At 71.6% G+C, this 21,411-nt stretch carries 18 protein-coding genes; 3 read left to right on the forward strand and 15 right to left on the reverse strand.

From position 1 onward, the window contains the following. Positions 1-26 precede the first annotated feature (26 nt). The 9 genes from ACQBJO_RS17000 to ACQBJO_RS17040 form a co-directional block, all read right to left on the reverse strand. Positions 27-1,694: a DUF3352 domain-containing protein gene (locus ACQBJO_RS17000; protein WP_421007666.1), complete on the reverse strand. Its 1,668-nt coding sequence runs from the start codon at positions 1,692-1,694 to the stop codon at positions 27-29. 86 nt (positions 1,695-1,780) lie between these two features. Continuing rightward, positions 1,781-2,362, reverse strand: a complete 582-nt coding sequence (locus ACQBJO_RS17005) for an OmpA family protein (RefSeq protein ID WP_421007667.1) — start codon at positions 2,360-2,362, stop codon at positions 1,781-1,783. Continuing rightward, complete coding sequence (locus ACQBJO_RS17010) at positions 2,359-2,931, reverse strand: hypothetical protein (RefSeq protein ID WP_421007668.1); 573 nt, start codon at positions 2,929-2,931, stop codon at positions 2,359-2,361. Before ACQBJO_RS17010 ends, ACQBJO_RS17005 begins: the two co-directional genes overlap by 4 nt. A 162-nt stretch (positions 2,932-3,093) precedes the next feature. Beyond that, positions 3,094-3,540 (reverse strand): 50S ribosomal protein L9, encoded by a 447-nt coding sequence (gene rplI, locus ACQBJO_RS17015; RefSeq protein ID WP_421007669.1) that lies wholly within the window; start codon positions 3,538-3,540, stop codon positions 3,094-3,096. Between the two features lie 29 nt (positions 3,541-3,569). Beyond that, positions 3,570-3,806 carry a 30S ribosomal protein S18 gene (rpsR, locus tag ACQBJO_RS17020; RefSeq protein ID WP_007925814.1) on the reverse strand — a complete coding sequence of 79 codons (237 nt, stop codon included), beginning with the start codon at positions 3,804-3,806 and terminating at the stop codon, positions 3,570-3,572. Between the two features lie 94 nt (positions 3,807-3,900). Further along, positions 3,901-4,518 (reverse strand): single-stranded DNA-binding protein, encoded by a 618-nt coding sequence (locus tag ACQBJO_RS17025; protein WP_421007670.1) that lies wholly within the window; start codon positions 4,516-4,518, stop codon positions 3,901-3,903. 73 nt (positions 4,519-4,591) lie between these two features. Next, positions 4,592-4,879, reverse strand: a complete 288-nt coding sequence (rpsF, locus tag ACQBJO_RS17030; RefSeq protein WP_084451046.1) for a 30S ribosomal protein S6 — start codon at positions 4,877-4,879, stop codon at positions 4,592-4,594. A 172-nt stretch (positions 4,880-5,051) separates the two neighbouring features. After that, on the reverse strand, positions 5,052-6,374 hold the full coding sequence (locus ACQBJO_RS17035; protein ID WP_421007671.1) for a hypothetical protein: 1,323 nt from the start codon (positions 6,372-6,374) through the stop codon (positions 5,052-5,054). After that, complete coding sequence (locus ACQBJO_RS17040; RefSeq protein ID WP_421007672.1) at positions 6,374-8,770, reverse strand: transglycosylase domain-containing protein; 2,397 nt, start codon at positions 8,768-8,770, stop codon at positions 6,374-6,376. The genes ACQBJO_RS17035 and ACQBJO_RS17040 overlap by 1 nt, the downstream gene beginning before the upstream one ends. A gap of 187 nt (positions 8,771-8,957) precedes the next feature. On the opposite strand from ACQBJO_RS17040, the gene ACQBJO_RS17045 reads away from it, so the two are divergent. Continuing rightward, positions 8,958-9,566, forward strand: a complete 609-nt coding sequence (locus ACQBJO_RS17045; RefSeq protein ID WP_255184824.1) for a PadR family transcriptional regulator — start codon at positions 8,958-8,960, stop codon at positions 9,564-9,566. Next, a complete protein-coding gene (locus ACQBJO_RS17050) occupies positions 9,563-10,654 on the forward strand; it encodes an inositol-3-phosphate synthase (RefSeq protein ID WP_255184825.1) in 1,092 nt (363 codons plus the stop codon). The genes ACQBJO_RS17045 and ACQBJO_RS17050 overlap by 4 nt, the downstream gene beginning before the upstream one ends. Before the next feature lie 99 nt (positions 10,655-10,753). Here ACQBJO_RS17050 and ACQBJO_RS17055 read toward each other — a convergent pair whose 3' ends face one another. Further along, a complete protein-coding gene (locus tag ACQBJO_RS17055) occupies positions 10,754-11,956 on the reverse strand; it encodes a cytochrome P450 (protein ID WP_421007673.1) in 1,203 nt (400 codons plus the stop codon). A gap of 66 nt (positions 11,957-12,022) precedes the next feature. Between ACQBJO_RS17055 and ACQBJO_RS17060 the strand changes: the two genes are divergently transcribed. Then, a complete protein-coding gene (locus tag ACQBJO_RS17060; RefSeq protein ID WP_255184827.1) occupies positions 12,023-12,241 on the forward strand; it encodes a biotin/lipoyl-binding carrier protein in 219 nt (72 codons plus the stop codon). Positions 12,242-12,317: 76 nt separating this feature from the next. Here the strand turns inward: ACQBJO_RS17060 and ACQBJO_RS17065 are convergent, their stop codons facing one another. The 5 genes from ACQBJO_RS17065 to ACQBJO_RS17085 all read right to left on the reverse strand — a co-directional run bounded on the left by ACQBJO_RS17065 (position 12,318) and on the right by ACQBJO_RS17085 (position 21,397). Next, entirely contained in the window at positions 12,318-12,599 is a 282-nt protein-coding gene (locus ACQBJO_RS17065) for a WXG100 family type VII secretion target (RefSeq protein ID WP_421007674.1), read from the reverse strand. A 68-nt stretch (positions 12,600-12,667) separates the two neighbouring features. After that, a complete protein-coding gene (locus ACQBJO_RS17070; RefSeq protein ID WP_421007675.1) occupies positions 12,668-12,940 on the reverse strand; it encodes a hypothetical protein in 273 nt (90 codons plus the stop codon). Between the two features lie 182 nt (positions 12,941-13,122). Next, positions 13,123-17,520, reverse strand: a complete 4,398-nt coding sequence (locus tag ACQBJO_RS17075) for an FtsK/SpoIIIE domain-containing protein (protein WP_421007676.1) — start codon at positions 17,518-17,520, stop codon at positions 13,123-13,125. After that, a complete protein-coding gene (locus ACQBJO_RS17080) occupies positions 17,517-19,988 on the reverse strand; it encodes a transglutaminaseTgpA domain-containing protein (RefSeq protein ID WP_421007677.1) in 2,472 nt (823 codons plus the stop codon). The genes ACQBJO_RS17075 and ACQBJO_RS17080 overlap by 4 nt, the downstream gene beginning before the upstream one ends. Next, positions 19,985-21,397 carry a DUF58 domain-containing protein gene (locus tag ACQBJO_RS17085; protein ID WP_421007678.1) on the reverse strand — a complete coding sequence of 471 codons (1,413 nt, stop codon included), beginning with the start codon at positions 21,395-21,397 and terminating at the stop codon, positions 19,985-19,987. The genes ACQBJO_RS17080 and ACQBJO_RS17085 overlap by 4 nt, the downstream gene beginning before the upstream one ends. Positions 21,398-21,411 lie beyond the last annotated feature (14 nt).

Genomic DNA, 21,411 nt, shown 5'->3' on the forward strand with positions numbered 1-21,411 from the left:
AAACCCCCGGGTGCCGGGCAGGCGGGTCACTTGGTCGTCAGCCGCAGGGTGAAGTCGGCGTGGTCGTCCTCGCCCCACATCGCGAAACCGAGGGCCGAGAGCGGCTCGATGTTCTCCTTGTCCTCGGCGTCCATGTCACCGCCCCACAGCTCGACGGCCTTGCTGATGTCGACGTAGGCGACCGAGCCGGCCTTGTCGGCGTCGGGCACGGCGTCCTTGAAGGCGTCGCTGTCGCCCAGACCCGAGCCGTTCGCGATCTCGTCGGCGTAGCCCGCTGGCGTCGCGACGACCGTGCGGCCGTCGCCGGCGTCCTTGACCGTCACCGGGGGCGCGTCCCCGGTGCTCGAGGTCATCGAGCCGGTGAGCTTGTCGATCAGGCCCTTGTCGCCGTTGGTGACCAGCGCGACCTTCGGCTCGTCGGCGTTGGGGCCGACGGCGACGGCCGTGTCGGAGCCGACCGCCTTGGCGACGTCCTCGGGCACGGACAGGCCGGTCTCGCTCGTGAAGGAGTCGATGCCGCTCTGCCAGTCATCGCCGAGGGCGGTGCGGGCGTTCTTGTCGATCTCGGGCCAGGCCTTGCGCAGCGCGTCGTCGAGGCCGGTCACGGCCACGGCGCCGAGGGTGTCCGCCGGCAGGTCGCCGACCGAGGTGCCGTCGCCGTTGGGGACGCTGCCCGCGGGCAGACCGTTCATCCGGCCGGCGAGCTCGAGCGTCGGCCCGTCGAAGCGCAGCGCGGTCGCCAGCCGGCCCTGCTGGGTCGTCTGGGCGGAGGCACCGAGCGTGCTCTGGGTGATGTCGCCCGCCTTGGACATGTCCATCCAGCCGGTCACCATGCCGTCCTCACCGAGGTCGTCCATGTCCTGGCTGAAGGTGTCGCTGTCGGCCAGGGCAGCCCCCTTCGCGTCGTTGACCGCCTTGTCGACGACGCTCTGCTCCTCGCCGCAGATGGCGAAGTCGGGCTGGACGGAGCAGTAGCCGCCCTCGCTGCCGGTGACCTTGGACAGGCCCTGCTTGGCGGCGTCCTCGTCGGTGCTCGCGAGCGCGACGACGACACCGGGCTCCTGGGCGCCGTCGGCCGGCGGCAGGATCGCGACGCCGAAGCGCTGGCCGAGCCAGGGCTCGACGTCCTGCGCGTAGTCGACGCCCTCGAGGCCGCCGTCCTCCTTGATCGCGTCGAAGATCTCCTTGCGCAGGTCGCCGTTCTCGTCGACGCCGTCGAGGCTGTCGCGCATGCCGGGGAACTTGCGGGCGAAGCGGAAGGCGTCGACCTTCTGGTCCGCGGAGGGGTCGAGGTCGACCTTCGCGAAGGCGATGGCACTGGCCGGCAGTGCGGCCTCGGGCTGCGCCCCACCGCCACCGATCTTGTTGTAGGCGAGGACCGCACCGCCCGTGACGACACCGAGGGCGACGACGCCGGCAGCGCCGAAGGCGCCCCACTTGAGCGCCTTGTTCGAGCCGCCCTGCTGCTGCTGTGGGGGCGGCTGGTGACCCCACTGGCCGGGCTGCTGCGGCTGACCGCCGGGAGTCTGCTGGAAGGGCTGGCCGTAGGCCGGCTGCCCGCTGGGGGCGCCGTAGCCGGGGTGCTGCTGGCCGTAGCCCGGGGGCGGCGGGGGCTGCTGGCCGTAGCCGGGAGGCGGCGGCTGCTGCCCGTAACCGGGCTGGGGCGGCTGGTGACCGAAGGGCGGCTGCGACATGGTGGGTTCCCCCTGCTCGTGGTGGTTCTTTACCCAGACCTTAAGGTCGGCGACCACCCGAGCGACATGGGGAGCACTACCCAGCCTCAGCCCCGGTAGCGGATCTCCACGCGGCGGTTCTTCTCCCGGCCGTCCGGGTTGTCCTTGCCGCCCGAGCTGTTGGGCTCGACCGGCTGGATCTCGCCCTTGCCGCTGACCCGCAGGCGCAGGTCGCTGCGCTTCTCGCCGAGGACGTCGGCGACCGCCTGGGCACGCTTCTTGGACAGGGCAAGGTTGTCCGAGGTGGACCCGACCGAGTCGGTGTGCCCGACGACGGTGACCTGCTCCCCCTTCGGCACCTTGGTGACCGCGGAGGCGACGGCGGCGGCGGCCTCGTCCGACATCTCGGCGGAGCCGAAGTCGAAGAGGACGTCGGTGTCGAGGGTGACGACCGTGTCTCCGCCCGAGCTGCTGACGTCCGGCGTGAAGGGCAACACCTGCGGGACGTCGATGGCCTCGACCTCGGGGACGTCGATGGGCTCCAGATGAGAGGCAACGATGCTGTCGCTGATGCTCGGGAGGTCGTCGATGCTCAGCGGCTCGTCGGCGGCGGCCGCCCCGACCCCGACGACCAGGACGCACGGGGTGACGGCGGCGGCGATCAGCGCGCGCCGGCTGCGGCCGTTCATTTCGGCATCGGGATGGCCTCGATGGACGGGGAGTCCGAGGTCATCCGCAGGTCCAGCTCACTGACCCCGTCCTTGGGCAGGGGGAAGGCGGTGAAGACGTAGACCGGCTCTCCCAGGGGCGCCTTGGCCTGCACCATGTTGCTCGTCAGCTGGCCCACGTGCTGGTACTTCTCGAGGCGCTTCATGTCGATGAAGGTCGGGTCGAAGCTCGTCATGCCGAGCAGCCGGAAGGCCGACTGGACCTCCGTCCCCCGTCCCGTGCCGGTGAGGCGGAAGGTCGCGAGCATGACGTTGTCGCTCCGGCGCAGCTCGAGCAGCTCCATCTTCGTCTCGTCGATGGAGTTCTGGTTGATCTTGATGGTCGCTTCCGCCATCGGCTTCGGCGGGTTGTCGAGGTCGATGCCGGCCTCCTTGGCGCCGTTGGTGCTCGCATCGCCGTTGACGACGCCCGACGACGTCGACGAGCTCGACGAGCTGGCGTCCGATCCCGTGTCGTCACCTCCGACCAAGGAGCAGCCGCTGAGCGCGAGGGCGGCGGCCGCCCCCAGCGCGAAGACTCGTGTACGCATGATCATGCTTCTCCCCCGTCTCGTCGGCCCCGGCGGCCTGGGGCAACTGTAGGGGGACGCCTGCGCCAGCACCCATGGGGAGGACTCCCCGGGCACGACGAAGGGGGCGACCCACCGGGTGATCGGTGGGTCGCCCCCCTTCGTCAGGGCGTCGTGACGGACTCAGCCGGCGACGACGTCGAGCGCGACCTTGGCCTGGACGTCCGGGTGCAGGCGCACCAGCGCCTCGGCCGGGCCGACCGACTTGATCGGGGTCGGGATCTCGATCGTGCGACGGTCGAGCTCGGGACCACCGCCGGCCTTGACGGCCTCGGCGACCTCGCGGCTGGTCACGGCGCCGAAGAGGCGACCGGACTCACCGGCGTGGGCGCTGATCGTGACCTGCTGGGCCTCGAGGTTGCCCTTGATCGACTGCGCCTCCTCCAGCGACTTCACGGCGCGCGCGGCACGGCCGGAGGCGATCGCCTCGACCTGCTTCTGCGCACCCTTGGTCCACGCGGTGGCCAGGCCACGGCGGTAGAGGAAGTTGCGGGCGTAGCCCGGCTTGACGTCGACGATGTCGCCGGCGGTACCGAGGCCGGAGACCTCGTGGGTGAGGATGACCTTCATCTGTCTGCTCCTTGCTTCGCGGCCGCTGATCAGCGGTTGGACGAGGAGTAGGGCAGCAGGGCCATCTCCCGGGCGTTCTTGACGGCGGTCGCGATGCGACGCTGCTCCTGGACGGAGACGCCGGTGACGCGACGCGCGCGGATCTTCCCGCGGTCGGAGATGAACTTGCGCAGCAGGTTCGCGTCCTTGTAGTCGATGTTCTCGACCTTCGCCGCCTTGAGCGGGTTGGCCTTCTTCTTGGGCTTGCGCACTACGGGCTTGGCCATCGTGGTGCTCTCCTTCGTGTCAATGAGAGCCCGAGGTTGGTCCTCGGGATGGGTGTGGTGTCAGTGCCCGACCGGGTCGGGCGCGAGAGATCGATCAGAAGGGGGGCTCGTCGTAGCTCGGGGCATTGCCCCAGCCGCCGCCGGCCTGGCCGCCACCCTGGGGAGCGCCCTGGGCCGGGGCCTGCTGGCCGCCGCCCCACGAGCCGCCACCCTGCTGGCCTCCACCCTGGCTGCCGCCGGTCGCCCACGGGTCGTCCTGCTGGCCGCCGAAGCCACCACCGGAACCACCCTGCTGGCCACCGCCGCCGCCCCAGGAGCCGCCGCCCTGGCCGCCGCCACCGCCGCGCTGGGTCTTCGTCACCTTGGCGGTGGCGTAGCGCAGCGACGGGCCGACCTCGTCGACCTGCATCTCCATGACGGAGCGCTTCTGCCCGGTCTCCTTGTCCTCCCACGAGCGGGAGACGAGACGACCGGAGACGACGACGCGGGTGCCACGGGTGAGGGACTCCGCCACGTTCTCAGCAGCCTCGCGCCACACGGAGCAGCGCATGAAGAGCGTCTCCGCGTCCTTCCACTCGTTCGTCTGACGGTCGAAGGTGCGGGGGGTCGAGGCCACGGTGAAGTTGGCCACGGCCGCGCCGCTCGGGGTGAACCGGAGCTCCGGGTCAGCCGTGAGGTTGCCGATAACGGTGATGGGGGTCTCGCCTGCCATGGGATTCCTTGTCGATCGGTGATCTCTCAGGTGAGCCTGCCAGTGGGGACCGACAGGCCGGGAGGGACGCCTCTCAGGCGTCGACGCGCATGAGCTTGGTCCGCAGGACCTGCTCGGAGAGACCCAGCTGGCGGTCGAGCTCCTTGCTCGTGGCCGGCGTGCAGGTCAGGTTGGCGACGGCGTAGAGGCCCTCGGCCTTCTTGTTGATCTCGTACGCGAGACGACGACGACCCCAGTGGTCGATCTTGTCCACGCTGCCGCCGTCCTTGGTGACGACGGTGAGGAACTTGTCGAACAGGGGCTGGACGGCCCGCTCGTCGGTCTCGGGGTCGAAGATGACCATGAGCTCGTACTGACGCATGCTGATAACCCGCCTCCTTCGGTCTGTGCGGTCACGGTCTCTCCGTGACAGGAGGGTTGGTGCATCGGTGCCCGGGCACGCCGGTCGGGTGACAGACCTGCTCCGGGGACGCCTCAGGGTATCGGCTGCCCTCCCTTCGCACCAAAGCGTGCCGGACGAAGGGGGGTCCGCATCAGACCGCGACCGGCTCCTGTGGACGGTCGTCCGGCAGGGCACGCGCCTGTGGACGGGGGCCGGGGTTGTCGACCGGCGTGTACCAGACGCTCCACATGAGGAAGCCCCACGCGATGGCCCGTCCGAGCACGGCGACGGCGTACCACTGGGCCGGCAGACCCTTGTCGGGGTCGGCGCCGGCGCCGATGTGCAGCCACAGGGCGGTGGCGTGCACCGCCTCGACGGCGACGAGGCCCAGGTGGGTGCGCCACGAGACGCCCGCGAGGAGGGCCAGCGGCAGCACCCACAGGGCCGCCTGGACCGGCACCGAGGGACTCGTCAGCGCGACGACCGGGACGGCGAAGGCCGCGACCTGCGCCCAGGTCGCGGGACGCCAGGCCCTGCCGACCATGACGACGCAGGCCCACACGGCCACCCCCCAGCCCACGACCGACGCGAGCGGGGCGACGCGAGCGGGCAGCGGGTGCCCGGCGAGCTCGGGGATGAGCAGGACGGAGCCGTAGCCGGGCTTCTCGCCCCACCACGCGCGTAGCGGGCCGGTGACGATGTCGGGCGAGGCGAGCGCGAGGACGACGGCCAGCCCGACGGCGGTGCCGAGCGCGACGAGGACGGTCCGCACGGCAGCCGCCTCGTGCCCGACCCGTCGCGCGGCGACGACGAGCGCGACGGCGACGATGCCCACCCAGGCGTGCCCCAGCAGGGCCAGGCCGAGCAGGACGCCGGCGAGCACAGGACGGCGGCGGGTGTCGGCGAGCATCGCCGCCATGACGAGGGTGACGACGACGAGGTCGGGCGACAGGAGGGCGGCGACGACGTGCACGGGCGACAGGGCCAGCTGGGTCGCCAGGTCGAGCCGCTCGGGGCGGAGCATCCCGACGCACCAGACCGCCGCGACGAGGCAGAGGGTGATGATGATCGTCCACAGCGCCATGTACCAGCGGGAGGCGTCGAGCCAGCCGGCCTCGGGGACGAGGCCTCCGACGGCCGACATGAGCCCCGACAGGAGCGGCATCTGGTCGAGGCGGATCTCACCGGTCAGCCAGCCACCGACGCCCCGGTCGAGCCCGGCGAGCTGGTACTGCGCCGGCAGGTCCGAGAAGCAGCCGCGCCAGAACTGGTCGTTGCCGTTCCAGCCGTTGACGACGCAGTGCCCCTGGCGCAGGAAGGCCGACCCCATCGGCAGGAGGACGAGCAGCACGACGAACGGGAGCAGCCGCGGCAGCGACCGCTCACGCGGCGCGACCCGACGACCGAGCGGCCCCCCGACGAGCGCGCTCGCCTCCGGCGGGAGCAGATCGCCCTCGGTCCACTCGCGGGACACTAGTCGCCCTGCCCGGCCGAGCCGCTGCCGCCGGGGGTGAGGCTCGGCCTCGGGAGGGTCGGGGTCTGACGCGTCGAGGTCGGCGACGGCTCGCTCGTCGAGGTGGGCGACGGCGCCGTCGTCGTCGGGCGGGTCGTCGTCGGGCGGGTCGTCGTCGGGCGGGTCGTCGAAGAGCTGGTCGTCGAGCGGGTCGTCGAGCGGGTCGTCGACGACGTGGTGCTGCTCTTCGTCGTCGAGGAGCTCTTCGTCGTCGAGGTGCTCGAGCGGGTCGAGCTGCTCGACGTCGAGGTCGGCTCCTGGGTTGTCGAGCGCGTCGTCGTCGGCTGCGGCACCGGCGTCTGGGTCGTCGTGATCGGCGCCGGGGCGTCGGTCGGACGGCTCGTCTGCGGGCGGAAGGTGACATTGCCGGCCGGCGGCAGGCTCTCGACCGGCTCGCCCTCGAGCGCGCCGATCATGTAGTCGGTCCAGATCCGCGCCGGGATCGTGCCGCCGGTGACCTCGGCGAATCCGCCGAGGTTCTTCAGCTGGTTCTTCTCGACCAGCCGGCCGTCGCCCTTGTACATGCCGACGGCGGTCGCGAGCTGCCCCGGGGTGAAGCCGTCGAACCACGCCGCGTAGTTGTTGGACGTCGTGCCCGTCTTGCCGCCGACGGGGCGGCCGAGGTCGGCGACCGTCGGGTACCCGGTGCCGCCGGGCTGGTTGACCAGGCTCATCGCCTGGATGGTGTCGCGGGCGACGTCCTGGGGGAAGGCGCGGCGCACGTCCTTCTTCACCGTGTAGTCGAGGTCGTGCTGGTCGCCGGTGCTCTTCACCGAGGAGATGTAGTAGGGCGTGGCCCGGCGACCCTCGGCGGCGATCGTCGCGTAGGCATTGGCCATGTCGAGGACCCGCACGGCGTCGGTACCGAAGACATTGCCCGGGCCCGTCGACAGGGCGGTGCGCTCGTCCCCGTCGTAGGCGACGACACCGGCGTCCTTGGCCGACTCGGCGGTCGACTTCGGCGTCACGGCGAGGTTGAGCTGGCCGTAGTAGGTGTTGATCGACTTCTGGGTCGCGGTGCGCATGTTGACCGGGCCGTAGGAGGTGTTGCCGAAGTTGACGATGCCGCCCTGGCGCTGGATGTCGGTCGCGCTCGCCCCGTCGTAGATGAAGGCACGGTTGAAGTAGGGGCTGGCTCCGCTGTAGGTCGTCGAGAGCGGGATCCCCTTGCGCAGTGCCGCGATCATCGTGAAGGGCTTCATCGTCGAGCCGGCCTGCATCTTGCCGTCGACGGCGGAGTTGAAGTAGCCGTAGCGGCCGGTGCCGAAGCGCGAGCCGCCGTACATCGCCCGGATCGCGCCGTCACCCGGCTCGATCGAGGCCAGCCCGATGTGCAGGTCGGAGGTGCCCTCACCCGTCGGGCGCGACTTCTTCACCGCGGCGGCCGCGGACTCCTGGGCGTCCTTGTCGATCGTCGTGACGATCTTGAAGCCCCCGCGGTCGATGTCGGCATCGGTGAGGTCGAGCCGGCTGCGCAGCTCCTGTCGGACCTCCTCGGTGATGAAGCCGATGTCGTCGGAGGCCGCCTCCGAGCGCTGCTTGGGGGCGATGGTCTTGGGGAACTTCTGCTTCGACCGCTCCGCGGGGGTCATCCACCCCTCGGCGACCATGCCGTCGAGGACATAGGCCCACCGCTCCTTGGCTGCGGCGGTCTGGGTCTCGCCGAGCGCCGGGTCGTAGAGGGAGGGTCCGCGGATGACGCTCGCCAGCAGGGCGCCCTCCGACGGCGTCAGCTTGCTGACGTCCTTGCCGAAGTAGGCCTTGGAGGCGGTCTGGATGCCGTCAGCGCCGCGACCGAAGTAGATGGTGTTGAGGTAGTTGGCGAGGATCTCGTCCTTGCTCAGTTCGCCGTCGATCTTCACCGAGATGAGGATCTCGCGGGCCTTGCGCTCGAGGCTGCGGTCCTGGGTGAGGAAGTAGTTCTTCACGTACTGCTGGGTGATGGTCGAGCCGCCACCCCGGTCCTCGCCGGCGACCGCACCGGAGATCGCCCGGAAGATCCCCTTGGGCGAGATGCCGCGGTTGTCGTAGAAGGTGCGGTCCTCGGCGGCGATGAAGGCGTGCTGCACCCCGTCGGGCACCTGCTTGATCTCCACCGACTCGCGGTTGACCGTCGCGATGCGATCCATCTCGGTCTTGCCGTCGGAGTAGTAGAGGACGGAGGCCTGCGAGACGGCGCGGTCGTTGGGCTTGGGGATGTCGGTGAGCATGTAGGCCACGACGACCCCGACGATGCCGAGCGCGATGAGCGCGACGAGCGCCAGCAGGAGCTTGCGCACGATGCCCCGGCGACCACGACGACGCCGGGTGCTGCGTCGCGAGCGCGCCTCGGCGCGCGTGCGGGGGGACCTGGCCATGGAGCACCTCGTGGGACGGGGGCGGGTACGACTGACTCCAGTATGAACGCACGACGACGCGCGGCCATCTCCTCGCTCGATGTATCTGCTCGATACATCGGGTACCCTGATCCGGCCGCGCCGATCCGTGCCCCACCGGGCCCACCCCCTTCGGCCGGGTCCACCGATTGGAGCGAAGGGAGTTGCCGTGCGTCGTCGCGAGATGCTCGAGTTCGCCGTGCTCGGCCTGCTCCACGAGAGCCCGCTGCACGGCTACGAGCTGCGTCGCCGGCTCAACACCCGGCTCGGTGCCTTCCGGGCGCTCTCCTTCGGCACCCTCTACCCCTGCCTGGCGAGCCTGCAGGGGCAGGACCTGGTCAGCGTCGACCACGACGCGGCCCGCGCGTCCGGCACCCGCCGGCAGCGCATCACCTACACGATCACCGACGCAGGCCGGGAGGCCTTCGCCACGATCGCCGGGCGCACCGACCCGAGCAGCTGGGCGGACGACGCCTTCGACGTCCGGCTGGCCTTCTTCACCCGGACCGAGCGCGAGGTGCGCCTGCGCATCCTCGAGGGTCGCCGTGCCCGGCTCGCCGAGCAGCTGAGCGCCATGCGCGACGGCGAGCGCCTCGAGCGCCTCGACCCGTGGACGGCCGCCCTCCACAGCCACGGGGAGGACGCCATCGAGCGCGCCGTCTCCTGGCTCGACGAGCTCATCGACGCCGAGCGACGCACCCCCCAGGTGCGCCCGGGCTCGCTGAGCGACCCCGCACATCCCGCCTTCAACCCGCCCCCCATCAAGGAGAACCCATGACCGCCATCCGCGTCGCCATCGTCGGCGTCGGCAACTGCGCGAGCTCGCTCGTGCAGGGTGTCGAGTACTACAAGGACGCCGACCCGCAGGGCAGCGTCCCCGGTCTCATGCACGTGACCTTCGGCGACTACCACGTCTCCGACGTCGAGTTCGTCGCTGCCTTCGACGTCGACGACAAGAAGGTCGGCAAGGACCTCGCCGAGGCCATCAACTCCTCGGAGAACAACACCATCAAGATCGCCGAGGTCCCCACGACCGGCGTCACCGTCCAGCGCGGCCACACCCTCGACGGCATCGGCAAGTACTACGCCATGACGATCGACGAGTCCCCGGCCGAGCCGGTCGACGTCGTCCAGGCGCTCAAGGACGCCGAGGTCGACGTGCTCGTCTCCTACCTGCCGGTGGGCTCCGAGGAGGCCGACAAGTTCTACGCGCAGTGCGCGATCGACGCGGGCGTCGCCTTCGTCAACGCCCTGCCCGTCTTCATCGCCTCCGACCCGGAGTGGGCGAAGAAGTTCGAGGACGCCGGTGTCCCGATCATCGGTGACGACATCAAGAGCCAGGTCGGCGCGACGATCACCCACCGCGTCATGGCCAAGCTCTTCGAGCAGCGCGGCGTGGTCCTCGACCGCACCTACCAGCTCAACGTCGGCGGCAACATGGACTTCAAGAACATGCTCGAGCGCGAGCGCCTGGAGTCGAAGAAGATCTCGAAGACGCAGGCCGTCACCTCCAACCTCGAGGGCCCCCTCGCCGGCAAGAAGGACGACCGCAACGTCCACATCGGCCCCTCGGACTACGTGGCCTGGCTCGACGACCGCAAGTGGGCCTACGTGCGCCTCGAGGGTCGCGCCTTCGGCGACGTGCCGCTCAACCTCGAGTACAAGCTCGAGGTCTGGGACTCCCCCAACTCGGCCGGCATCATCATCGACGCCATCCGCGCGGCGAAGATCGCCAAGGACCGCGGCGTCGGCGGCGCCCTGCTCTCCGCGAGCAGCTACCTCATGAAGTCGCCGCCGGAGCAGCGCGAGGACACCGAGGGCCGAGCGAAGCTCGAGGCCTTCATCGCGGGCACCGAGGAGCGCTGACCCACCCCGCGCGCTGACCGACCCCGGGTTTCCGGGGCCCCCGAGACACACCCCCTTCGCACGGGTTTCGACCTCCTGCGACGGGGGTGTTTCTCGTCCTCAGCCGGCGGCGGGCGCCAGGGTGACCGGCAGCTCGGCCAGGCCGCGCAGGACCCAGGTCGGGCGCCGCGGCGCCGGCCCGGCGAGCGCGATGTCGGGGAAGCGCTCGAGCAGACGGCGCAGCGTGATCTCGAGCTCGACGCGAGCCAGCGGGGCGCCGAGGCAGAAGTGGCGGCCCAGTCCGAAGCCCACGTGCGGGTTGGGGTCGCGCGCGACCTCGAAGGCATCGGCGCCGGTCCTCGGGTCGGCCCCGAAGACGGCGGCATCGCGGTTGGCCGAGCCCATGAGGCAGGCGACGGTCTCCCCCTTCGCCACGATGGTGCCGGCGATCTCGACCTCGGCCGTGGCCGTCCGCTCGAAGAGCTGCAGCGGCGCGTCGTAGCGGATGAGCTCCTCGAGGGCCGTCGCCGCGCTCACCTCACCGCCGGTGATCCGCGCGAGCTGGTCGGGGTGGCGCAGCAGTGCGTGCAGGCCGTTGCCGAAGGTGTTGACCGAGGCCTCGTGACCGGCGTTGAGCAGCAGGACGACCGTCGCGACGAGCTCCTCCTCGGTGAAGCCGCCCCCGTCGGCCCGCTCGGCGATGAGGTCGCTGACGAGGTCCTGCCCCGGCCGCGCCCGGCGCATCGCGACGACCTGGCGGACGTAGTCGGCGAAGTCGACGCTCGCCCGCACCGCGGCGGCCCGGGTCGCCTCGTCGACCCCGTGCTCGTACATGTGCACGATGGCCTGCGACCAGTCACGCAGCCGCACGTGGTCCTCGCGGGGCACGCCGAGCAGGTCGGCGATGACGTAGACCGGCATCGGCTCGGCGTAGGCGGCCAGGAGGTCGACGGGCCCGTTCGGGTCGAGCTCGTCGAGCGTCGCGTCGGCGAGGGTCTCGATGCGCGGGCGCATGCGCTCGACGTGCCCCTTGGCGAAGGCCCCGGCGAGCAGGCGCCGCATGCGGGTGTGCTCGGGCGGTTCGTTCTCCATCAGCTGGTGGCGGTGGAGCGCGTTGAAGGGCGCCATCTGCTCGGCCGGCTCCCAGTCCGACCAGATCCGCCCCATGGCCCGGTGCCGCAGGGTCGCGCCGACCGCGGCGTGCGTCGTCGCCACCCAGCGTCCGTCGGTGGCCCGCAGCATCGGTCCGGCATCCCGCCAGGTCCCGAGCAGCGGGTAGGGGTCGTCGACGAGTCGGGTGTCGGTGAGGTCCACGTCGGGCATGGGCCCATCCTGCTCCGGCGCACCCGGTGGTGTGCCGCCGGCCCGGGCACCACTAACCTCAGTGGCATGGGTCACAGAGTCGAGTCAGAGCTGGTCGCCAATGTCATCTCCGTGCAGGTCGCGGCCGACCAGCAGGTCGCGATCGGGGACGAGCTCGTGCTCCTCGAGTCGATGAAGATGGAGATCCCCGTGCTCGCCGACCGCTCCGGCCGGGTCCTCGAGGTCAAGGTCACCGCCGGCGACGTGGTCCAGGAGGGCGAGGTCCTCGTCGTCATCGACGACTGACCTCACCCCCGCCGCACATGACGAAGGGCGGATCCGACCAGTGGTCGGATCCGCCCTTCGTGGGGTCCAGCGAGGGTCAGTTGCCCTTCTGCGTGGACTTGCCCTCCTGCTGCTGAGCCTGCTGCTCGGCCTTCTGGGCGTAGCCCTCGAGCGCGGAGGTCGCGGCCTGGAGCTGCTTCTGGGCCGTCTGCCACTCGGTGGCGAAGGCCTCGGAGTCGGGGCCGAGCCAGTTCTCCGCCAGGGCGCTGACCTGCGAAGTGCCGTTCTGCTCGACCTCGCCGATCTTGCCGGCCTCCGTCTTGAGCTGACCCGCGATCTCGCGGATCCGCTCGACGTCCATTCCGTCGGTAAGTGCCATCTTCGTTCTCCTTCTAAAAGTCTCTGTGCGTCAGGTGGTCTGGGGTGTCCGTCGCGGCGTGAGCCGGATCAGCTGCCGGAGGCCTCGGCCTGCTGCTGGACGTCGCCCTGGAGCTGCCCCTGCAGGTTCTCGATGAGGCCCTTGATCTTCTCGAGCGCCGGGCGGTGCTGACCCTCCCACTCAGAGATGAAGTCGTCCGAGTCCTTACCGTTCCAGGCCTCGTTGGCCTGCTGCACCTGGGTGTTGACCGTGGTGATGATGGTGTTGATGTCCTCGGCGAGCTGCTGCCACTTCGGGATCTCACCCTTGACGGTCTCGAGGTTCATTCCGAGCCAAGCCATCTTGTCCTCCTGCGAGTTGGTGTTGGTACTGCTGTTGGTCTGTCCTGCGGGCGATTCCCCTGCCCGTCTGAGGACAACACTAGGGAGTGAAGTCCTGCGAGGTACATGGGGAGAACTCCCCATCCCTCTCCCCCTCTGAGGGGACGTCGAATTTCGTTGTCGCGCAACGGAGTGCGCCATCATCAGCGGGCGTCCGGGAGGGTGATCTGGACGATCTCCGCACGGCCCCGGCGCACCAGGACCCCCCGACCCTCGGGCATGACGACCCGGGCGAGGGGCGGGAAGGCGGACTTGAAGATCATCTGCGACTCCGACCCGTCGGGCGCCAGAGCCATGCCCGAGCGCGAGGCCTTGACCAGACCCGGCAGGCCCATGCTCGAGTTCATCGCGGAGGCGTCCGCCTCGCCGACGACGAAGTGGTCGTTGTCGATGAGCGGCTTGATCGCGTCCTGCATCGGCGACTGGAAGGGCGGCGCGTTGAGGTCGTCGAGCTTTTCGACGATGAGCACCTGCGGCAGGGCCATCTCGTCGAGGGCGCGCTCCTTGAGCTCGGCGCACAGCTCCTTGACGTCCTCCTCGCGGCTCGCGGTGCGGTCGACCTCCGGCATGGTGAGCAGCTCGGAGTTGCGCCGCAGCGAGATGACGCTGATCTGGGTCTGCGGGCGCCAGGCCCGGATCGCCCGGATCATCGTCACGAGGGTCGTCGTGCGCCCGCTGCCGGGCGGCCCGGTGACGACAAAGCCACCGCGCGGGTCGAAGGAGACCGGCGCGAGGTCGTCGGAGTTCATCCCGATGACCGGCAGCCCGTCCAGCTGCGCAGGCAGGGATGACATCGGGACGACCTCGGGCAGCGAGGCCACCGGCCGGGCCGGAGCGGCACCGCTCTTGGCCATCGTCTCGGCGAAGCCGCGCACCATCCGCGACTGCTCCGACGCATCGCTCGTGCCACCGAGGACCGCCACCTGGACCTCGCGCTTCTTGAAGATCCCTCGGCCGGGAGGCGACTCCGGGGTGAGCACGTCTCGGGCCGTCCCGAGGAAGGCGTAGTCGTCCTCGGTCGCCATGCGCAGCACGAAGCGCGACTGGACCGAGGAGCCCATCGACACCGGCAGACCACCGCGGGAGTCGACCGAGAGCACGAAGTGCACGCCGACGGGACGCCCGTCGGCGAGCAGCGAGGTGAAGGCGTCGAGCCAGCGCATGAGGGCGCCCGCCGATTCGTAGGCCTGCCGGAAGGCGGTGAGGCCGTCGACGAGCACGAAGATCCGCGGCTCGTCGGTGTGCCCGGTGAGGCGCCGGTACTGCGTGATCGTCGTGGCATTGGCCTTGGAGTAGCGCACCGCCCGCTCGTCGACGATCTCGCGGAGCATCGTCAGCAGCCGCTTGACCCGCTCCTCGTCCTGCCCGGAGATGATGCTGCCGACGTGCGGCAGGTCCTCGAGCATCGACAGGCCGCGGTTGCCGAAGTCGAGCCCGTAGACGTGGCACGGCCCGCCGCGCACGGTGAAGCCGGCGGCGACCGCGATCGTGCGCAGGAAGGAGCTCTTGCCCGCGCCCGATGCCCCGAAGACCGCGAGGTTGCCCTCGGAGTCGGGGCGGAAGCTGATCGTCGGCTGGGCCTGCAGGTCCGGGTCGTCGGCGACACCGATGACCAGCTCGTCGTCGCGCCGGTCGGTGGGCAGCTTCGCCAGGTCGTAGACCTCGGCGAGCTCCGGTAGCCAGGGCTTGCGCGGGATGGCGATCTGCGCCTCGACCCGCGCCCGCTCGACGGTCTCGACGACCCGCTGGATGTCGGTGGGGCCGAGGTCGGCGTCCTCGTCCCCCTTCGGCTTGGCGGGCAGCTCCCACGCGACCGACGCACCGAAGGCGAGGGTCGACACGAGCATGTCCGGCGGTGGCGGGGTGTCGCTCGTCCAGCCACCGGCGTAGCCGGTCTGGAAGGGCACGAGGCGGCCGGGACCTGACTTGGCCATCGCACGACCCGGCAGGGCCGGGTCGAAGTAGGCGGCGTCCTTGGTGCCGAGCACGTCGCTCGAGTCGTCCTCGTCGGCCATGCGCAGCGCCATGCGCAGGTTGGTGTTGGCGCGCAGGTTGTCCTTGATGACACCCGCCGGGCGCTGCGTCGCGAGGATGAGGTGGATGCCGAGCGAGCGGCCGCGCTGGGCGATGTTGACGACGCCGTCGACGAAGTCGGGCACCTCCTGCACGAGGGCGGCGAACTCGTCGACGATGATGATCAGGCTCGGCGGGGCCTCGACCTCGCCGCGGCGCTCCAGCTCGACGAGGTCCTTGGCCTTGAAGCGGGCGAGCAGGTGCTCGCGGTAGTGCAGCTCGGCCGACAGCGAGGCGAGCGCCCGGCGGACGAGGTGCGGCGAGAGGTCGGTGACCATGCCGACCGTGTGCGGCAGCTGCACGCAGTCGCGGAAGGCCGAGCCACCCTTGTAGTCGACGAGCAGGAAGGTCACCCGCTGCGGGCTGTTGGCCGTCGCCATGCCGAGGATCCACGCCTGGAGCAGCTCGGACTTGCCGGCGCCGGTCGTGCCACCGACGAGGGCGTGCGGTCCGTCGGTGCGCAGGTCGACGCTGTGCGTCCCGAGCGCGCTCTGCCCGATGACGGCGCGAAGGGAGCCCGGCTTGCGGTTGGGGGTGGGCGGCGCGTGGCGCCCGGTGAGGATCGAGCGGTTCTCGTTCCACCGCTCGATGACGGCCAGCTCGGAGGTGGCGATCTCGGTGCCGACGAGGGCGAGGTAGGACACCGAGCGCGGGATGTCGGAGTCGTCCTGGACGACAGCGCTGGCGTCGGTGATCGGGGCGAGGCCCCGGGCGACGTCCATGGCCTCCTGCTCGGAGACCCCGTCGGTCGCCACCCGGGTGGCGACCTGGGCGGGGCCGACCCAGCCGACCTGGCAGTATCCGTCCTCGCCGACCTCGACGAAGGTGCGGCAGGCGGCCGGCAGCTGCTCGGTGACCGGCGCGACCCAGATGACGATGATGCGGTGCTTCCACCCGTGCTCGGCGAGCTGGACGAGGCGGGCCTGCTCGACGGGTGCATCGCTCTCGACGAGGACGACGACCGCCGGGCCCACGCGTCCCTTGTCGGACGCGACGCCGGCGGCGACGAGGGACTCGAGCTGCTCCATGACGGCCGAGCAGCCCGGTCCGGAGCTCGCGGTGTGCTGCACCTCGACCGGGCTCTGCGGGGAGCTCGTGTGCGGCGCCCACTTGAGCCAGTCCCAGTCGCGGGCCGACGACGTCGAGGTCAGGGCGCAGACGACGACCTCGGCGGGCGAGTGGGCGGCGAGGGTCTGCACGACGAGGGAGCGGGCCAGGCCCAGCGAGTGGTCACGCGGACCTGAGACGCCGATGGCGCCGTCGAGCAGCGGGTGCGCGGTCACGGGCACGTCGGCGACGACGCCCAGGCCCTGCATGAGTCGCGACACCTCGAGCCAGGCCTCGGCGCGGGTGCGGCCCATCTTCGGCAGCTTGATCTCGCTGCGGCTCGGGCGCACGCCCAGGCCGAGGCGGTACTCGAGGAAGCCCGGCTCCTCGGGTCGCCGGGTCCACATGAGCGGGTGGTGCACGGCGACGGCCCGGCCGAAGTCCGCCACCGACGGGTGCTCCTGACGCCGGATGTCGTGCTCGCGGTCGAGCTCGACCTCGATGTCCTCGACGAGGTAGCCCACGTCCTCGCGGAAGTCGGCCATCGCCTCCTCGAAGTCCAGCCGCACCCGACGCCGCGACTCCCACGCATTGGCGAGCATCATCATCGGCATCATGAGCATGAACATGATCGTGAAGCGCGAGCGGGTGATGGCGAAGAGCGTCGCGCCCATGAAGACCGGCACGATCATCATGGCGAGCGGGATGCGCTGCGGCTTGCCGCGCTCCGGCAGCTCCGGCACCTCGAACTGCAGCCCCTGGTAGATCGGGGCGATGCGCGGCGAGCGGGTGAAGGCGACGTCGCCCGCGTCGGTCATCGTCAGGCCCGCGGCCCGGGTCTTGGCCGAGATCTCGAAGGTCGTGTCACCGATGGTGAAGGTCTCGCCCTCGCGCAGGATCGCGCGGTCGATGCGCTCGTCGCCGACGATGACGCCGTTGGAGGAGCCGAGGTCGGTCACCTCGACGACGTCGGCGACGAGCAGCTTCGCGTGGCGGCGCGAGACGGAGGCGTCGTTGATCTGCACCTCGCAGTCGCGTCCGCGGCCGACGTGCGAGGTGCCCCGCTGCAGCGGGTACTCGCGCCCGGTGTCCGGGCCGGCGACGACCCGCGCGGTCGCGATCGGTGCCGCGGAGTCCTCGTAGCCGGCGGATCGGCGGGTCACCGCGAGGTGGGCACCCGAGCGCAGCCCCGACTCCTGGACCGTGGTGTTGGGGTCGACGGCGCGGTGGTTCTCGTCGACGAGGGCGAGGGTGTAGCTGCCGAGCTCCGCCGGGGCGTGCGCGCTGGCATTGCGCTGCCGCTCCGGGTCGGAGAGCACGAGGTGCTCGGCGAGGTCGCCGACGGTCGTGCGTCCGTCGACCGTCGCGACGAGGTCGGTGTCGACATTGCCCGACCCGCGCAGGGTGAACATCAGCTTCATCGGTGGGCCTCACGGGTGGTGGTGGTCGAGTCGTGCATCCCGATGTCCTCGTGACGGGACAGCAGGGAGCGTGGGTCGAGGGTCGCCCGCACGCGGGTGACGAAGGGAGTGGCCTGTCGCAGTCGTCGGCGCACCCGCCGCAGCTCACCCTGCCACTGCCCCACGGCGTCGGGGTGGGCCGGGGCCTCGCCGAAGACGAGGGCATCGGCCTGCATGGCGGCGGGGACGGCATCGACCCGGGGCCCGAGGGCACGGGCCTGCTCGACGCGGGTCCCGCCGGCGGGCAGCGGCACCCCGAGGAGGCGGGCCTCCTCGAGCAGGTCGTTCCACGACCGGCCGATCCGCCGGTCGGCGGACCCGCTGCGCTGCCGCACGGCCCGGCGCACGGCGGTCACGACCGGAGTGAGCGCGAGCACGAGCAGCGGCAGGAGGACGAAGACCGCGAGGAGCTGGGCCCACAGCGGCCAGGTCGACGGGGACGACCAGTCGACGACGGGCTCGGGCGGCGGCGGGTCGGCCGGCGGCGGCTGCGGCGGCGGGTCGACCTCGGGCTTGTCCCAGGCCTGCGGCGCCCGGCTGGTGTCGGTCTGCTGCTCCGTCATGCTCGGGACGAAGGTCTGCGGCATCAGCTGGAACCACGAGCCGTCGCGCAGCCGGACCTCGACCCACGCGTGGACGTCACGACCGCGGACGAGTCCGTCGTCGGTGGCCGTCGCGCCGACGACGACCCGGGTGGGGATGCCGAGTCGGTTGCCGATGAGCCCGAGGGTCGCGGCGTACTGCTCGTCGTTGCCGGCGAGCTCCTCGGAGTTGAGGAAGCGGTCGAGCCGCCCGAGGCCGTGCCCGGCGGGGTAGTTGCGCGCGATGGTCGCGATCTTCGCCCGCTCGGCCTCGCTGCTCGCACCGGTCGACGGGGCCCCGTCGGTGTAGGTGCCCTCCTCGCGCATCGTCGTCGCGATCGAGCGCAGCTGGGCCCACGGGTCGTCCGAGGAGCCCTTCCACGTCTCGATCCGGGCGTCGACGAAGGAGGTGTCACCCGTCATCGGCATCGAGCCCCGCGCGACGGGCAGGCTCTCGGGGAGGGCACCGGCCCCCTTCGCCGGGAGCTCGGTGCGCAGCTCGTAGCGGTCACCGGGGCGCAGACCCGGCGGGACGAGCACGGAGTTGGTGCTGAGGTTGAGCCAGGCCTTGCCCTCGAGCCGCTCGCGGGCCGAGCCGAGGAACTCGATGCCCTCCACCTGACCCGTCGTGAGCAGCCAGCCCTCGCCGTAGCCGCCCTCGGGCACGGTGACCCGCACCTGCGTCGGGTTGCCGCCGTCGAGGACGCCGACCCGGCGGCCGAACTGCTGGAAGGACCGCCCAGCATCGGCGCGCGACTCGCCGCGCCCGGCGACGCCCCACGTCGACCCGTCCCAGGTGTCGAGGGTCGCCAGGCGCATCGGCGTCGTCGCGGGCACGCCCTCGACCCGAAGCAGCTCACGCTCGTAGAGCTGGGTGGGGCTCTCCGCCGTGAAGTCGCGGTAGCGGCTGAGCGGCGAGGCGAGCACGCTCGTGTCGTGGCCGGGCACGACACCGGTGCGCACGACCTGCCGGTCGGACTCGGCGTCGCGACCGGGCAGCAGCGGTCCGACGAGAGCCCCGAGCAGGGCAGCGACGAGCACGATGAGGGCGCCCTGCACGACCCGGGACAGGGCCGGGCGCCGCATCCCCGGCCGGGCGATGCCGATGTCGGGGTCGAGGTGGTCGCGCGCGACGAGCCAGCCGACGAGGAGCAGGGCGAGCAGCAGTCCCTGCACCCACTGCGCGGCCGGCTGGCCGGTGCCGATCACGATGGTCACGGCGAGCAGGGCGAAGGGGGTCGCCACCAGCCGCAGGCGTGAGCGGGTCACGCGGGCGGTCGCGTAGACCAAGACGGTGCCGACGAGCCCGAGGAAGAGCGCGACCGCGAGGTAGGGCCCCCGGGCGTCGACGGGTGGGACGAGCGTGAGCAGGTCGGTCCAGCCGGTGACCGGGCCGCCCACGAGGTCCTTGAAGGTCTGGCCGGTGGGCAGGAAGCCCCACTTGACGTCGTCACGGACGGCGAGCGGACCGCCGAGGAGGAGGTAGAGGACCGCCCCGAGCGCGGTGGTCGCGACGATCGGCCAGCGGTAGGTCGCCTGCACGTGGCCGACGAGCAGGCCCAGGACGACCCCGACCGCGGCGGCCTGCCACCACTGCCAGCCGAAGAGGACGGTGCGCAGCCCGGCGAGGCAGCAGGCCATGACGGCGACGGTGAAGGCCGCGTCGACCGCGTGCCCGATGCCGGGGCGCATCCGCCCGAGGGTCGCCCGCACCTTGTCGCCACCGGTCAGCTGGGGCTTGATCATCCCCTCCTTCGGCGTGCCGACGAGGCTGCCCTCGGTCACCCGTCCCGCGCCGCCCGGGGAGGGCGGCGCGCTCGAGGGGGTCTGCGTGCTGGGGCTCGTCATGCCGGCACCAGCCCGGCGGTGACGGAGCTGATGTCGGTGAGCTCGCCGATCGTGAGCACGCTCAGCCCGCGCAGCCGGCGCAGGCTCGGGTCGCTCACCGGGTCGACGACGACGACGACCTTGTGCACCTCGGTCTCGAACTCGCCGAGGCACTGCTGGATCTCGAGGAAGGCCCGGCCGGGGCCGGTGCACAGCACGGCGACCGAGGAGTCGGGCGCCTGCTGGACGACCCGCCGCGCGCCGCGCACGAGGTCGACGCGCCCGAGGCTCGCGGCGGTGAGGGCGTCGAGGACGAGCGGGATCGTCGTGCGGGTCGCGAAGGCCTCGCCGCAGACGACGCTCGCCTCCTGGGCGTCGGTGATCGACTGGACCATGAGCGAGGCGGCGACGGCGATGGCCGTCTCCGCATCCCCTTCGCCGTGGCGGTACATCGCGGGGTCGGTGTCGACGACGACGCCCAGGTGGGAGCGCCGGGTCTCCTGGAACTGGCGCACGAGCAGGCGGTCGTGCTTCGCCGAGGAACGCCAATGGACGTAGCGCCGGTCGTCGCCGGGCTCGTACTCGCGCAGGGCGTGGAAGTCGATGTCGGCCATCGAGAGCTCCGGCGTCACCTCGCCCTCGAGGTCGCGCAGCAGGCCGTGGGCGCCGGACTCGAGCGTGATGTGGTGGGGGTGCACGTGCATGTGCTGCGCGTCGCCGAAGGTCACCGTGCGGCGGGTGATGCCGAGCGGGTCGCCCTGCACGGTCGTCGCGGGGCCGACGGGGATGACCCCGCGACGAGGGGTGTCGATGGGGAAGGCCGTGCGGTGCTGCGCCCCGCGGCGCAGCAGCGGCACGGGGATGACCTGCTCGTCGTCGCCGACCGGCAGCCGCACGAGCGAAGGGAGCATCGTGCGCCGGGACGGGTTGGTCAGGACGACGTGGGCCTGGGCCAGGTCGCCGATCTGCGCGCGCAGCGGATCGACGACGAGCTCGACGTCGGCGCGGTGGGCGGGCAGCGAGATCAGGATGCACAGCAGGACGACGGCGAGCAGGGTCGCGGCGACGAGGGCGAGCTCGACCCAGCCGAGGACGGCCGCGAGGACCCAGGCGAGGATCGCGAGGCCGACGAGGGTCCACCCGAGCGGCGTGACGTGGTCGAGTCGACCGCCGAACCAGCGCCGGCGCAGGCGCTCGTCGGTCGCGGCCGCGCCGTGGCGCACGGCCCGGCCGGCACCGCGGCCGGCGTTCAGGAGCCGGCCACCGGGCAGGCGGACGGTGCGCCGGGGACCGGTCGCGCGAGCGCGCGCCGAGGTCGCCATCTGCTCCAGCCGCGCGTCCTCCGGACGGCCCTGGTCGGGCCCGTCGTCGCGCACGCGGCCCCGCCCGCGCGGGGGCCCGGGCGGGGGTGTGGGGGTTCCGGTCGTCATCTGCTGGTCGCTCG

Source organism: Janibacter zhangyanbonis (genome assembly GCF_050507325.1).
GTDB lineage: Bacteria > Actinomycetota > Actinomycetes > Actinomycetales > Dermatophilaceae > Janibacter.